Source organism: Serratia sp. T13T92 (genome assembly GCF_047530105.1).
Classification (GTDB): domain Bacteria; phylum Pseudomonadota; class Gammaproteobacteria; order Enterobacterales; family Enterobacteriaceae; genus Chania; species Chania fonticola.
The window spans coordinates 1-14314 of sequence record NZ_JBLJAK010000003.1; the positions used below are offsets into that span (position 1 = coordinate 1).

General features: G+C 55.8%; 13 protein-coding genes. 6 read left to right on the forward strand and 7 right to left on the reverse strand.

What is annotated here, in order from left to right; translation table 11 throughout:
- Nucleotides 1-625: 625 nt before the first annotated feature.
- Nucleotides 626-1855 carry a lactonase family protein gene (locus ACMV5I_RS04930; protein WP_414823782.1) on the forward strand — a complete coding sequence of 410 codons (1230 nt, stop codon included), beginning with the start codon at nt 626-628 and terminating at the stop codon, nt 1853-1855.
- A gap of 51 nt (nt 1856-1906) precedes the next feature.
- On the forward strand, nt 1907-3823 hold the full coding sequence (locus tag ACMV5I_RS04935) for a BglG family transcription antiterminator (RefSeq protein ID WP_202811027.1): 1917 nt from the start codon (nt 1907-1909) through the stop codon (nt 3821-3823).
- A gap of 284 nt (nt 3824-4107) precedes the next feature.
- Here the strand turns inward: ACMV5I_RS04935 and ACMV5I_RS04940 are convergent, their stop codons facing one another.
- A complete protein-coding gene (locus tag ACMV5I_RS04940) occupies nt 4108-5238 on the reverse strand; it encodes an iron-containing alcohol dehydrogenase (RefSeq protein WP_414823783.1) in 1131 nt (376 codons plus the stop codon).
- Between the two features lie 286 nt (nt 5239-5524).
- On the opposite strand from ACMV5I_RS04940, the gene ACMV5I_RS04945 reads away from it, so the two are divergent.
- From ACMV5I_RS04945 to ACMV5I_RS04960, 4 genes are all read left to right on the forward strand, one after another.
- A complete protein-coding gene (locus tag ACMV5I_RS04945; protein ID WP_202671965.1) occupies nt 5525-6292 on the forward strand; it encodes a response regulator transcription factor in 768 nt (255 codons plus the stop codon).
- Between the two features lie 99 nt (nt 6293-6391).
- A complete protein-coding gene (locus tag ACMV5I_RS04950) occupies nt 6392-7693 on the forward strand; it encodes an NAD(P)/FAD-dependent oxidoreductase (RefSeq protein WP_021806964.1) in 1302 nt (433 codons plus the stop codon).
- Nucleotides 7694-7899: 206 nt separating this feature from the next.
- A complete protein-coding gene (locus ACMV5I_RS04955) occupies nt 7900-8265 on the forward strand; it encodes a cupin domain-containing protein (RefSeq protein WP_021806963.1) in 366 nt (121 codons plus the stop codon).
- Between the two features lie 20 nt (nt 8266-8285).
- Nucleotides 8286-9779, forward strand: a complete 1494-nt coding sequence (locus ACMV5I_RS04960) for an aldehyde dehydrogenase family protein (RefSeq protein WP_414823784.1) — start codon at nt 8286-8288, stop codon at nt 9777-9779.
- Nucleotides 9780-9852: 73 nt separating this feature from the next.
- Here the strand turns inward: ACMV5I_RS04960 and npr are convergent, their stop codons facing one another.
- The 6 genes from npr to lptB all read right to left on the reverse strand — a co-directional run bounded on the left by npr (nt 9853) and on the right by lptB (nt 14312).
- Entirely contained in the window at nt 9853-10125 is a 273-nt protein-coding gene (npr, locus tag ACMV5I_RS04965; RefSeq protein ID WP_121607936.1) for a PTS phosphocarrier protein NPr, read from the reverse strand.
- Nucleotides 10122-10979 carry an RNase adapter RapZ gene (gene rapZ / locus ACMV5I_RS04970; protein ID WP_021180704.1) on the reverse strand — a complete coding sequence of 286 codons (858 nt, stop codon included), beginning with the start codon at nt 10977-10979 and terminating at the stop codon, nt 10122-10124. The genes npr and rapZ overlap by 4 nt, the downstream gene beginning before the upstream one ends.
- A 129-nt stretch (nt 10980-11108) precedes the next feature.
- Nucleotides 11109-11570, reverse strand: a complete 462-nt coding sequence (ptsN, locus tag ACMV5I_RS04975; protein WP_024483720.1) for a PTS IIA-like nitrogen regulatory protein PtsN — start codon at nt 11568-11570, stop codon at nt 11109-11111.
- Nucleotides 11571-11788: 218 nt separating this feature from the next.
- Nucleotides 11789-12076, reverse strand: a complete 288-nt coding sequence (hpf, locus tag ACMV5I_RS04980; RefSeq protein WP_024483719.1) for a ribosome hibernation promoting factor — start codon at nt 12074-12076, stop codon at nt 11789-11791.
- 23 nt (nt 12077-12099) lie between these two features.
- The gene (gene rpoN / locus ACMV5I_RS04985; RefSeq protein ID WP_021180701.1) at nt 12100-13536 is read right to left on the reverse strand and encodes an RNA polymerase factor sigma-54; all 1437 of its coding nucleotides are present in this window, start codon (nt 13534-13536) and stop codon (nt 12100-12102) included.
- Between the two features lie 50 nt (nt 13537-13586).
- A complete protein-coding gene (gene lptB / locus ACMV5I_RS04990) occupies nt 13587-14312 on the reverse strand; it encodes an LPS export ABC transporter ATP-binding protein (protein WP_021806959.1) in 726 nt (241 codons plus the stop codon).
- Nucleotides 14313-14314: the final 2 nt, after the last annotated feature.

Here is a 14314-nt window from a genome sequence, read left to right on the forward strand (position 1 = left end):
GGCAAAGAGAGAGTGTGTGCGGCGATGCGAAAACTGCTGCAACTGGCCTATGGTGTGGTGAAATCAGGAAAGACATTTAATGCGGAAATACCGCTTGCCGGATAGCCGACAAGACGGTATCTCTCCCACAGGGAGAGGGAGCTGTCTGGAGCTGTTATCAGGTGCAGGAGTGAGTCTGTAGCTTGTTTAACTCTCTTGAGGGGGGGCGGTGTTGTAGTTAGGTGTGGCGGTTGGATACTGGAGTTAAGTTGTGGCACGTTTGGTCCCCTTTGGGAGAGGTAGCTGCCCGGAGCTGTTATCAGGTGCAGGAGTGAGTCTGTAGCTTGTTTAACTATCTTGAGGGGGGGACGGTGTTGTAGTTAGGTGTGGCGGTTGGATACTGAGGTTAAGTTGTGGCACGTTCGGTCCCCTTTGGGAGAGGGAGGTGTCCGGAGCTGTTATCAGGTGCAGGAGTGAGTCTGTAGCTTGTTTAACTCTCTTGAGGGGGGTTGGTACGGTGTTGTAGTTAGGTGTGGCGGTTGGATACTGGAATTAAGTTGTGGCACGTTCGGTCCCCTCTCCCTTCGGGAGAGGGTTAGGGTGAGGGGCATCTTTTTATCCCTATCTATCGGTCAAAAGGATAACTATGCGAAACTGGCAGGCTTCGAAATTACGAATCGCTCCGCTGTGGAGCGCGCTGTCCCTGGCGTTGTTGGCTATCGCCAGCCCGGCGTTACATGCTGAGGATGCAATGAAACCCACGTCGTCTCATTTTGCCTATATTGGTACCTATAACCCGAACGGTGAGGGGGTTTATCGCATGCAGGTGGATGCGAAAACCGGGGCACTGAGCGCCAAGACGCTGGTCAGCAGCCTACCTAATCCGGCCCAGTTGGTCACCGATGCCAAAGGAAAGACGCTGTACGTTGCCAGCGAAGTGGCAGATTTTAATGGCACCCAGCACGGGGGCATTGTCGCCTATCGCATCAACCCACAGGATGGTAGCCTGACGCCGCTTAATCAGGTGGATTCACAAGGCGCGGGGCCGGTTTACCTTTCTCTGACGCCGGATGGTCGTCATCTGCTGGTGGCCAACTATGTCAGCGGCAGCGTTGCGGCGTTCCCGGTGGACAGCGAAGGTAAATTGGGGCCAGCCAGTTCTGTGCAACAAGATGTTGGCCCTGCGGGAGCGGCCAAACCTGCCGCCGCAGTGGAAGGCAGCTTTGCCATCAGCGATCACAATGGCCCACATGCGCATATGATCGCCAGCGATCCGAGCGGCAAGTTTGTGTTCTCTATCGATCTGGGGCTGGATCGCATCTACCAATGGCGTTTCGATGCCGCCAGCGGCAAGCTGACGCCGAACGATCCGCCGTGGATCGCCGCCTCTTCCGCTGGAGCCGGCCCGCGCCACTTCATTTTCCACCCCAATGGTAAAATTGTCCTACTAATCAATGAGGAAGCATCTACACTTACCAGCTACCGCTTTGATAGCCAAAAGGGGACACTGAAACAATTACATGCAGTTTCAACTCTGCCTGCCGATTATAAGGGTACCAGCTTTGCCGCTGGCATTGCCTTGGCTGCGGATGGTAAAAATCTGTATGTCGCCAACCGCTTGCACAACAGCATTGCGCAGTTCAGCGTAAGCGGCGAGGGCGAACTGAAACCGGTGGCAGAGACCTGGACGCGAGGCGATTATCCGCGCACCATCACTTTGGATCCGAGTGGCCGTTATCTGTATGCCATGAATCAGCGTAGCGATAACGTAACCCGCTTTAGCGTAGAGCAGCTCAGCGGCAAGCTCAGTTTTGTTGAAGGCTACACCCCGGTGGGCAGCCCTTCACAAATGGTGTTCTTGCCAGCTGCGAAGTAACCAGTTGCCCGCCTGACCCCCTCAGGCGGGCACGTTCATAACGGAAAGAGAATGGTGAGATTTCCCTACCCACGTTTGGCATCGTTGTTCGATGCTTTGCAGTCCGAAACCTTGCCGCAGGACGAGCTGGCAAAGCGTTTTGCCGTGTCTACCCGCACGGTACGCGCAGATATCACCGCGCTGAACGATATTCTGGAGAGTTATGGTGCGCAGTTTGTCCACAGCCGCGGGGCAGGATATCGCCTGCAGGTTGATGATCAGGCCCGGTTTAGCGCACTCCAACATCGGGAACGTAAACAGCACGCCACGCCGCGCAGCGCGCAGGAACGGGTGCATTATCTGTTGATTCGCTTTTTGACCTCAGCCTTCTCGATGAAGCTCGAAGATCTGGCCGATGAATGGTTTGTCAGCCGGGGTACGCTGCAAAACGACATGGCTGAGGTGAGGGAGCGCCTGGCGCATTATCAGTTAACCATCGAGACCAAGCCGCGCTACGGTATGAAGCTGTTTGGTGCGGAAATGGCGATCCGCTCCTGCCTGACCGATCTGCTGTTTCAACTGCATCTGGCGGATGCGGAAAACCCATTGCTGAACAATGACATCCTTCATCAGCCGCAGGTACTGACCTTTGCCGGGCTGCTGCACCCGTTGCTGTCGCAATATGCCATTCGTCTGACCGATGAGGGTGAGCAATACCTGATTTTCTACTGTGCCGTGGCGCTGCGGCGCATCACGGACGGCTATCCGCTGCAGGATTTTGACGTGGAAGACGGTGATGATGCGGTGCGCAAAGCGTCAACCTGGCTGGCAGGTGAACTGAGCAAGGCCACGGGTAAAGAGATTGCGGCAGCGGAAGAGGCCTATTTGCGGGTCAACATCGCTGCCAGAAGGGTGCAGGAAGTACAGCCGACCAAAATCAACGCCGATGATGAAGAGGCGCTGGTGGATTACATCCTGTCCTACATCAACTCGCACTATAACTACAACCTGCAGAACGACAAGCAGCTGCGGGCCGATCTACTCACCCATATCAAAACCATGATCACCCGGGTGAAATACCAGATCAATATCCCGAACCCGCTGTTGGCCAACATCAAGCAGCATTATCCGATGGCCTATGATGTGACGCTGGCGGCAGTTTCGAGCTGGGGCAAACACACGCCTTATACCCTGAGCGAGAACGAAATCGGCTACCTGGTGCTGCATATTGGCGTCGGCCTGGAGCGGCACTACAACATTGGCTATGAGCGCCATCCGCAGGTGATGCTGGTGTGCGATACCGGTAACTCCACGGTGCGGATGATCCAGGCGCAGATTGCGCGCAAGTATCCGCAACTGGTGGTGACGCGCATCGTTTCGCTGCGTGATTACGAAATTCTCGACAGTATCGACGAAGATTTTATCATTTCCAATGCGCGCATCAGCGAGAAGAACAAGCCGATCGTGGTGATGTCGCCGTTCCCAACGGAGTATCAGCTAGAGCAGTTGGGCAAGCTGGTGCTGGTCGATCGCACCAAGCCGTACATGTTGGAAAAATTCTTTGATGCCAGCCACTTTATGATCGTCAACGAGCCGCTAACGCAGGAGCAGCTGTTTAGCAAAGTTTGCGCTCAGTTGGAGCAGGAAGGCTATGTGGGCAGCGATTTTTACCCTTCGGTCGTTGAGCGGGAGGCGATCGTTTCTACCCTGCTGGGGGAGGGGATTGCTCTGCCGCACTCTCTGGGGCTGTTGGCGAAAAAGACCGTGGTGGTCACGCTACTGGCGCCACAAGGTATTCCATGGGGAGAAGGCGAGGTGGCACACGTCATTTTCTTGCTGGCGATCAGCAAAAGCGATTACGAGGAAGCGATGGCGATCTACGATCTGTTCGTCACCTTTGTGCGCGAACGTTCGATGACCCGCCTGCTGGGCAGTGACAATTTTGACAGTTTCAAAGCGGTAGCGTTGGACTGCCTGAGCCGCATTTAATGGCTTCCCCCTCTGAATGCAGAGGGGGAACACCGCATTAATCGTCTTTCTTCTTGCCGAATATCTTCATCAGCGCGCCGACGATCAGCCCTAGGGCGATGCCGCCCAAAATCCAGTCAACCAAACTCATTGTTGTGCTCCTGCGATCCGCCAATTCTGATTATATTCAAAATGATGACAACGTGGCAATGTAGCCGAAGTGGTAGAAGTCTCATATGTTCAACCGTAGGGGCGCTGCAATGCTGCGCCCGATTAGCCGCATGCTGCGCCCGTTTAGCGCATCATTACGTTTCAATCAAGAACGCCCCATCGATCATTAACCTCCGCTGCTCGGTAGTGTAGCTGAGCCAGGAATTCTTGCTGTTGGACTTCTCCAGTACGATGGCCAGTTCCACCTTGCTAAGGGATAGCTCGTCCTGCCAGAACGGGGCGATGGCGTGGCGGGTGATAAAGTCGATCAAAAAGCGCGCCGGGCTGTCCTGCTCTTCAGGGAATAGCCGCAGGGCCAGTTCGGTCATTAATGCACGTTGTTGCGGCTGCTTGCTTTTCCCCAGCAATTCAAGGAACGGTAACAGCAGGCGGCCGCAGACCTGGCCGTGGTGGTAATCACGTAATGCGCCAACCTCGCCCGCGATGCCGTGGATCACACCTAAGCCCGCCATACTCAACGTCAGTCCACCCAGATAGGAAGCCTGCATAATCGCTTCGCGGGCCTCATCGCTCTGTTTCAGCACCGGCCAGGCGCAAAGGAACTGATGGATGCCGCTCAACGACATCTCGCGCGACAGGCTGCTGGCGGTCTTGGAAAGGTAGGCTTCAAACAGATGGGTGAAGGCATCGATAGCGCAATAGGCCAGTACATGGTCTGGCGCTCCTTTCAGCAGGTCAGGATCGAGGATTGCCACCTGCGGCACAAAGTTGTTATGCCGCAATGAGGCTTTCACCTTGGTGACCTGAGTATCGGTGATCACTGCGTTTTGGGTTACCTCGCTGCCGGTGCCTGCGGTGGTGGGGATGGCGATCAACGGCAGCGTTGCGCCACTGATTTTGCTGTCACCCACTTTTTCCATATAACGCAGGGTGGGCAGCGGGTGTTCGATCAGGGCAGCGAACGCCTTGGCGGCATCCAGCACGCTACCTCCGCCGATGGCTACCACTCTTTGCACCTGGCCTCGCCAGCGTGCCACCCATTGGTCGATTTCTTGCGGGGAGGCCTCATGGGCGACAATTTCTCTGCCCACCAGCAACGGCGTCAGCGCCGGGGCCAGTTCAGCATAGAGGGGACCGTTAAGGAACGATCGGCAGGTGAACAGCAGCGTGGTTTGCGACTCGGCCTGGAGCAGTGGGATCAGTTGCTGGATGCTGCCCTTGCCAAACCAGGCCTGCCGGTTGGCGATCATCAGACTAGTGGTCATGCTCTCTCCTTGGCGCATTTGGGCATCGAAACCACAGCATAATTCAGCCTGGCTGGGCGAACCAACGCTTTTCCGTCGCTTAACTCGAAATTGTTAAGATATTAACCAACTCGTATTGTGTGGTTAATCGTTGCAAGGGTCCAACTTGTGATTTGATTAACATGTAAACAGTAACACCCTTGCATTCTGGCCAATTGAATGCTTTTTATAGCCTGTTGGCCCAATATCGGTCGCTGATATGTTGGGTAATGTTGATTGTTAATTTATTAATGATTGCGGGGGCGGAATGAATATTCAGGTCGAAAGATTATCGGCGGTGATCGACGCAGTAGCGACCCGCCAATTCTATGCCAGCCTGCTGGGCTACCTGGAGGGCTTCTTCGCCTTTGATAATGCCATCGTCTATGCCTTCGAATATGGTCAGGCACCGCGCTGCCTGATGAAAACCGAGAAAGAAAACAGCGATGCGGTAAACCAGATTTACCAGCAGGGTGCTTACCTTGAAGATCCTTTTTACCAGGCGCTGAACGGCGGCGGCCATGGCGATGTGTTTACGCTGCGGCAACTGGCTCCCTGTGGTTTTTACCAGACGGATTACTACCGTAACTTTTACCGTAAAACCGGCTGGCACGACGAGGCTGGCGTGTTGCTGCAACTGACGCCGGAACGCGGACTAGGCATATTTTTCGGTTCGGCCCGGCAAACGGTCGGCGTGCGTTATCCCCAACTGGCTGACCTGCGTGGCGCGTTGACGCTGGTAAAAAGCGTGGCGCGGCTGCATGGGGAAGTGGTGGTCGCGGCTAATGTGCCCACTCCGTCCGCCCCGCTGTTAGATAGCGCAGCCCAGGCGCGCTATGCGTTAAGCCCACGTGAACGTGAGATCGTCGATCTGATCCTGAGCGGCAACGGATCGCAGCAGATCGCCGAACGGCTGTTTATCAGCCTGGGCACGGTAAAAAATCATCGCAAGAATATTTACGGCAAGCTGAATATTGGTTCTCAGGCCGAGTTGTTCAGCCTGTTCTTGAGTACCCCCCTGCGCCGTACGGCATAATGTTAAAAAAGTGTTGCGAATATCCCTAAAGGGACATAGCCGCCCACCCACGCTCTGCTGATAATCCAGGCTAAGGCAATGGGTAAAGGGAGTGCAGCAATGAATAATCAAATCGAATCGTTAACCTACTACGCGGCGACCAAGAAATACGATCTGCGCTTCCCCACGCTGGAAGAGGATCTGGATGTTGACGTGGTGATCATCGGCGGTGGCTTCTCCGGCATTAATACGGCGCTGGAACTGGCGGAAAAAGGCATCACCAATATCGCTATTCTGGAGGGCCGTCATCTGGGCTACGGCGGGACGGGCCGCAACGGTGGCCAGGTGATGGCCGGGATCGGCCACGATCTGGAGAAGATCAAACGCCACGTTGGCCCGGCAGGGTTAGAAACCATCTTCAAGATCAGCAACCTTGGTGCCGGGATTATCCGCGAGCGGATTAAAAAGTACGCCATCGACGCCGATTTCTGCTTTGGCTATGGCTACCTCGGCAGCAACGCCAGGCAGGAAAAGACCCTGCGTTCCTGGCTCAAAGAATTCAAAGCGGTCTCACCGGATGAAGAGATCGAGCTCTATACCGGCTCCGAAGTGAAACAGGTGGTGGGGTCTGATGCTTATACCTGTGCGTTGAAACACATGGGAGGTGGCCACGTTCATTCGCTCAACCTGCTGTTGGGGGAGGCGCAGGCGCTGAGTGGTTACGGGGTGAAAATCTTCGAAAACAGCAACGTGCTGAATGTGGAATATGGCCCGCGTATTACCGTGCGCACCGCTATGGGATCGGTACGCGCCAACAAGATGCTGTGGGCATGCAACGGCTTCCTCAACGGCATGGATCCCTTTATCTACAAAAAGACCATCAATACCTACGCCTTCCAGTTGGCGACAGAACCGCTGTCTGACGAGCTGATCCGCCAGATCAGCCCGATCCGTGGGGCTTACAGCGATATCCGGCCGGTGATCGACTATTACCGCGTCACCAACGAGAACCGCCTGTTGTTCGGTAGCGCCACCCGGCTGGTCGAATATATCCCTTCAGACCTGAAGGCCTGGAACCGCAACCTGATGCTGAAAGTGTTCCCGTATCTGAAGGACGTGAAGATCGACCTGGCCTGGGGCGGGCCGCTGTGTTGCAGCGCCAACCTGTTCCCGCAGATTGGCACTCTGCCGCAGCACGATAACGTGTTTTACGTGCAGGGCTATTCCGGCTTTGGGGTGACGCCGAGCCATATCGTTTGCAAGGTGCTGGCGGAAGGAATGAGTGAGGGATCCGATCGTTATGACCTGATGAGCTCGATCCCGCACGTGGATATTTTTGGCAAAGACAAGCTGCGCCGTGTGATGACCACCGCGGGCAAGGTTTGGCACCAGACTTCCGGCTACTGGAAGGGGCGTCGTTAGTCTGTGCCCCTCACCCCAGCCCTCTCCCACAGGGAGAGGGAGCTGAACGGAGCGCGTGGTTGGCTCGTACAGCTTCGGAAAGTAGGGATTAACAGGAAAGGCAGGGTATTACGCTGAAATATCAACAAACTCGATCGGTCCCCTCTCCCTGTGGGAGAGGGTTAGGGTGAGGGGTAATTCTTACCACTAATCTATAAGGAAAAACCATGAAACCATTACTGCTTAAGCAAGCGCTACCAGAACTGCAACAGATTGGCAGCGTCAGCAACCTGGGGGCCACGGTGGTTGCCGGTGAACCCAACGTCGGCGTGGCGATGATTTTTGGCGCGCCAACGGACAACCTGAACTGCGGTGTCTTCAGCTGCACCCGTGGCACCTTCGTGATGGAATACCCGTTTGCGGAACATGCCACGGTGTGGGAAGGCACGGCAACGCTGACCAATGAGAACACCGGCGAGTCGGTAAAGTATCAGGCCGGGGATTCCTGGTTTGTTGAGAAGGGCACCCCGGTACGCTGGGAAATCACCTCGGATCGTTTTGTGAAGCACTATCTGGCGATTGTCGAAGGCTAACCCGCAAGGAGGGCGATACGATGACGGATATTACATTGTTGCCACAGGTCACGGCCTTTCTGGACCGCCAGCAGGGCCATTACATTCATGGGCAACCCGTAGCCGGGGCAGGAGTAGAACGGTTTGCGGTGGTTAACCCGGCAACCGGGCTGGCTATCGCGCAGGTGAATGAAGGCGGCCAGGCTGAAGTCGATGCGGCAATGCAGGCGGCCTTTGACGCTTTCCACGGTAGTTGGGCACAGGTTTCGCCATTGGAGCGTGGTAACTGCCTGACGCGCCTGGCCGATCTGTTGCAAACCCATCGTGAGGAACTGGCGCAGCTGGAAAGCCTGTGTTCCGGCAAAACCATTCAGCTGTCTCGCGGGCTGGAAATCGATATGGCCTCGCAGTTCCTGCGCTACTTTGCCGGTTGGTCGAGCAAAATCAGCGGGGAAACGCTGAACGTTTCGTTGCCTTCCTTCCAGGGCGAGCAATACAGCGCATTTACCCGGCGTGAGCCGTTAGGTGTCGTGGTCGGCATCATTCCGTGGAACTTCTCGATCATGATCGCCATCTGGAAACTGGCTGCGGCGCTCACTTGCGGCTGTACGGTGGTGCTCAAGCCAAGTGAATACACGCCGCTAACCATGCTGCGGGTGGCCGAGCTGGCAACGCAAGCGGGCATCCCGGCAGGTGCCCTCAACGTGATCAGTGGTTCAGGCGCACGTCTTGGCCCTATGCTTATCGCCCATCCGCGTTGCGCCAAAGTGACCTTCACCGGCTCGGTGCCTACCGGGATCGCGGTGGGGAAAGCGGCGATGGAGCAAGGGATTGTGCGTACCACGCTGGAACTGGGGGGTAAGAATGCCGCCGCGTTTCTGGCGGACGTCTCGGTCGACAAAATGGTCGACGGGATTATCGAGGCGGGCTACCTGAATCAGGGCCAGATCTGTGCCGCAGCAGAGCGTTTCTACCTGCCTGCCAGCCATATCGATGAGGTACTGGCAAAGCTGACGCAGCGCTTGGCGGCCATGAAGGTAGGCTCACCGCTGGATGAGAGCACGGAAGTGGGGCCGCTGGCCAACGAGGCACATTACCGCAAGGTACTGGCGCTGTTTGACAAGGCACGGGCTGATGGCAGCCACATCGTCTGCGGCGGTCAGGCGTTGGCAGGTCCTGGCTTCTTTGTTGCGCCGACGGCGATCCGCGCTAACGGGCCGCATGATGCGTTAATGCGTGAGGAGACCTTTGGTCCGGTGGGCACTTTCCTGGCCTATGAGGATGAAGAGCAGATGATCGCCATGATCAACGATTCGCCTTATGGCCTGGCCGCTAGCCTGTGGACTAACGATCTCAGCAAGGCGATGCGCATGATCCCGCGGATTGAAGTAGGTACCTTGTGGATCAACATGCACACCTTCCTCGATCCGGCGTTGCCGTTCGGTGGGGTCAAATCGTCGGGGATGGGTAGAGAGTTCGGCAGCGCGTTTATCGAGCATTATACCGAGTTGAAATCGGTGATGGTGAGGTATTGATAGCTAGGCGGACGGAGCATACAGCTAGACGGGCGCAGCATGCGGCGCCCCTACAAGATTTGTCGTCGGGTGATTAGTCTTCGTCGAAGCCTGAATTAAACAGCTCAATCACCGCTGCCAGTGCCTGTACTTCCTCCGGCCCGGTAGCTTCAATTTCGATCTGGCGGCCCTGGGCGGAATCCAGCATCAGCAGCGCAATCACGCTGCTGGCTTCCGCTTCGGTGCCGCTGTCATTACGCAGCAGCACTTCGGCGTCAAAACTCTGCACCAGCTCAAACAGCTTCATTGCCGGGCGGGCGTGCATGCCCAGCTTGTTCTTGATCTCAACCGTCTGCTTGACCGTCATTGTTGTTTACGCTTTTCCAGTGTGCGGTGACGTGATTGCACATTTTTGCCGCGTGAACGGAAATAATCCGCCAACTGTTCAGCCACATACACCGAACGGTGCTTACCGCCGGTACAGCCAATGGCGACGGTCAGATAGCTGCGGTTGTTGGTCTCCAGCATCGGCAGCCACTGTTCCAGATAGCTACGGGTCTGGTAGATGAAGTTGTGCACTTCAGTGTGGCGATCGAGGAACGAGGCCACGGGCTTATCCAGGCCGGTCATCGGGCGCAGTTTAGGGTCCCAGTGCGGGTTGGGCAGGAAACGGACGTCGAACACGTAATCGGCATCGATAGGAATGCCGTGCTTGAAGCCGAAGGATTCGAACACCATCGTCAGCTCGCGTTCGCGTTTGCCCAACAGACGGGTACGCAGCATTTCCGCCAACTCGTGCACCGACATTTCCGAGGTATCGATAATCAGATCGGCACGGGAACGCAGTGGCTCAAGCAGATCGCTTTCTTCATCGATCGCGCTTTCCAGCGACAGGTTCTTGGCAGAGAGAGGATGCAGGCGACGGGTGTCGCTGTAGCGGCGGATCAGGGTGTTGCGATCGGCATCAAGGAACAGCAGCTGCGGCGTGAAGCTCTCCGGCAGCTGGGTCATTGCATATTCAAACACTTCCGGCGATTCCGGCATGTTACGGACGTCGATGCTTACCGCAGCGGAGCTATTACGTTCGGCCAGCGTCTGGGCCAGCTGTGGCAACAACACCACGGGCAGGTTATCAACGCAGTAAAAACCCATGTCTTCCAACGCCCGCAAGGCGACGGATTTCCCCGAACCGGAACGGCCGCTGACAATCATCAGCACCATGTGGTAACTCCCCTGGCATCTCAATGGCGTTCATCGCCACCGTTAGGATCTATTATCCGGGCCACGGCCCGGATATATCGTAAGTAAAACAGTAGCGTTTTCATGGCAGAAAGTCACGCCAGCCGCTGGTTACTCGGTGATGATCTGATACAGCTCTTCGTCGCTCAGCGCTGCGCGCAGGCGGCGGCACACGGTTTTGTCGGCCAGCCGTTTGGCAACCAGCGACAGCGTATGCAAGTGAGTTTTACATTGATCGGCCGGTACCAGCAAGGCGAACAGCAGATCGACTGGTTGATTATCAATGGCATCAAAGGCGATAGGTTGCTCAAGGCGGATAAACACGCCAACGGCCCGCAAAGTGTCCTCTTCCAGTTTGCCGTGTGGGATCGCGATACCGTTGCCGATACCGGTACTGCCCATACGTTCCCGGGTGAGTACTGCGTCAAACACCACCTGCGAAGGTAGGTTAAGCTGCTTGGCCGCCAGCTCGCTGATAATTTCCAAAGCCCGTTTCTTGCTGGTGCAGTGTACCGAGCTTCTGGTGCACTCGATGTTTAACACCGAGCTTAATTGCATTATTTCGTTGTTCATCTCATCTTCACTTAAAACCGCGTCCTGTCGCTTTATTGCAAGCCTGCTTTACCATTGGAAAGTAGGCTTGCGCTGATAACCTTCATGAAACGGTTTTTCGCCTGTTTAACCCTGATGGCTTATCGGCGCATACCCATACAGGTGCTGCGCCGAGGGTTGCCGTGTAGCCAATGCGACTACGATGCGGGCCATTACGCATCGCATAACGGCCCAGAATGTCAGTGTTGCTTTAGTTTGTCTTTATGTTTGTTCAATTGACGCGCCAGTTTGTCGATCAGACAGTCAATTGCGGCATACATATCTTCTTTTTCCGAGGTGGCGTGCAACTCGCCCCCATTCACATGCACCGTTGCTTCCGCAATCTGCTGCACTTTTTCCACACTGAGTACGACATATACCTGGTTAATGCGGTCAAAATACTGCTCGAGTTTGGCAAACTTGGTGTTGACGAACTCACGCATTGGTTCGGTGATTTCGACGTGGTGTCCGGTAATGTTGAGCTGCATAATGTCTTCCTTCTCTATAGAGGTCAAACCAACTGTTTACGCTGGTTGGACGGCGGGATGGACAAAGACTCTCGGTACTTGGCAACGGTGCGCCGCGCCACCATGATCCCCTGATCGGAAAGCATCGTGGTCAGCTTGCTGTCGCTAAGCGGTTTGGCAGGATTTTCCGCCGCGATCAATTTCTTCACTAACGCCCGGATCGCCGTAGAGGAGGCTTCGCCACCGCTGTCGGTATTCACATGGCTGGAGAAGAAATACTTCAATTCGAAAATACCACGCGGGCTGTGCAGGAACTTCTGCGTCGTCACGCGTGAGATTGTCGATTCATGCATTTCCACGGCCTGAGCGATATCCGCCAGCACCATGGGTTTCATAAATTCTGCACCCTGTTCAAAGAACGCCTCCTGCTGTTCGACAATACAGCGGGTCACCTTGAGCAGCGTGTCGTTCCGGCTTTCCAGGCTCTTGATCAGCCACTTCGCTTCCTGCAAATTGCTGCGGATATACTGGCCGTCGGCATCGTTGCGCACCGTGTTGCCGAGTGCCGCATATTGCTGATTGATTTTCAGCCGTGGGATGCTGTCTGCATTAAGCTCTACTACCCACTTATCTTGCACCTTGCGCACCAGCACGTCCGGGATCACATACTCGGATTCACCGGTATTGATCGACTGCCCAGGGCGCGGATCGAGCGAGTGGATCAACACCATCGCTTCTTTCAGTGTATCTTCTTTTAAGCGAGTTGTTCGCATCAGGCTGCGAAAGTCGTGGTTGGCCAGCAAATCCAGATGCTCGCTGACGATCAGGCGGGCTTCCGCCAGATAGGGCGTGTCTTTGGCGTACTGGGAAAGCTGGATCAACAGGCAATCACGCAGATCGCGCGCCGCGACGCCGACCGGATCAAAACGCTGTACGCGTTTCAATACCGCTTCGACCTCGTCCATCGTTACATTATCGTCACCCATACTCTCCAGAATGTCTTCCAGCGGTACGGTGAGATAGCCGGTGTCATCAACGGCGTCGACGATCGAGGTGGCGATGGCGGCATCGGTGTCAGAGAACGGCGTCAGATCCACTTGCCACATCAGGTAGTCCTGCAGCGTTTGCGTGGTTTCGCCCTGGTAGACCGGAAGTTCATCATCGCCATAGTCGGTACCGGTGCCGGAAGGGGTACCCGCGGTATAGATCTCATCCCAGGTAGCATCCAGAGGCAGCTCTTCGGGCATGTCCTTCTGTTCCAGCGCTTCGCGGGTGTCTAGCCCTTCGGTCTCGACGCTTTCTTTGGTGTCGATCTCTTCGTGCTGATCTTCGGTCTGTTCAAGCAGCGGGTTGCTCTCTAGTGCCAGTTGGATCTCCTGCTGGAGCTCAAGCGTGGACAGCTGCAACAGGCGGATCGCCTGCTGAAGTTGGGGGGTCATGGCCAGTTGCTGGCTGAGCCTGAGTTGCAAACCTTGCTTCATAATCTTCTGCTACTTCCGTTAACGGCGGCCTGTTGGCCTGCCGCTGGAACCTACAGGCGGAACTCTTCGCCCAGATAAACGCGTTTCACCTGCTCATCGGCCAGGATGGCGTCCGGCGTGCCGTGGGCAATCAGCTTGCCCTGGCTGACGATATAGGCACGTTCGCACACGTCCAGCGTCTCGCGCACGTTATGATCGGTGATCAGCACGCCAAGGCCGCTGTCGCGCAGGTGCTCGATGATTTTCTTGATATCGATAACGGAAATCGGGTCAACCCCGGCGAAAGGTTCATCCAGCAGGATAAATTTCGGGTTGGCGGCCAACGCACGGGCAATCTCCACGCGGCGGCGTTCACCACCGGAAAGCGATTGGCCCAGGTTGTCACGCAGGTGGGAGATATGAAACTCTTCCAGCAGCTCGATAGCCCGATCGTTGCGTTGTTCACTGGTGAGATCGTTGCGGATCTCCAGCACTGCCATCAGGTTGTCGTAAACACTCAGGCGGCGGAAGATAGAGGCTTCCTGCGGCAGGTAACCGATACCGCGGCGTGCGCGGGCGTGCAGCGGCAGGATACTGATATCTTCGTCATCGATCACGATGCGCCCGGCGTCGCGTTGAACGATGCCAACCACCATGTAGAAAGTGGTGGTCTTACCGGCACCGTTTGGCCCCAGCAGGCCAACGATCTCGCCAGATTTCACTTTCAGGCTCACGTCTTCAACGACTTTGCGGCCTTTGTAGGCTTTCGCCAGGTTTTCTGCGATGAGTGTTGCCATAA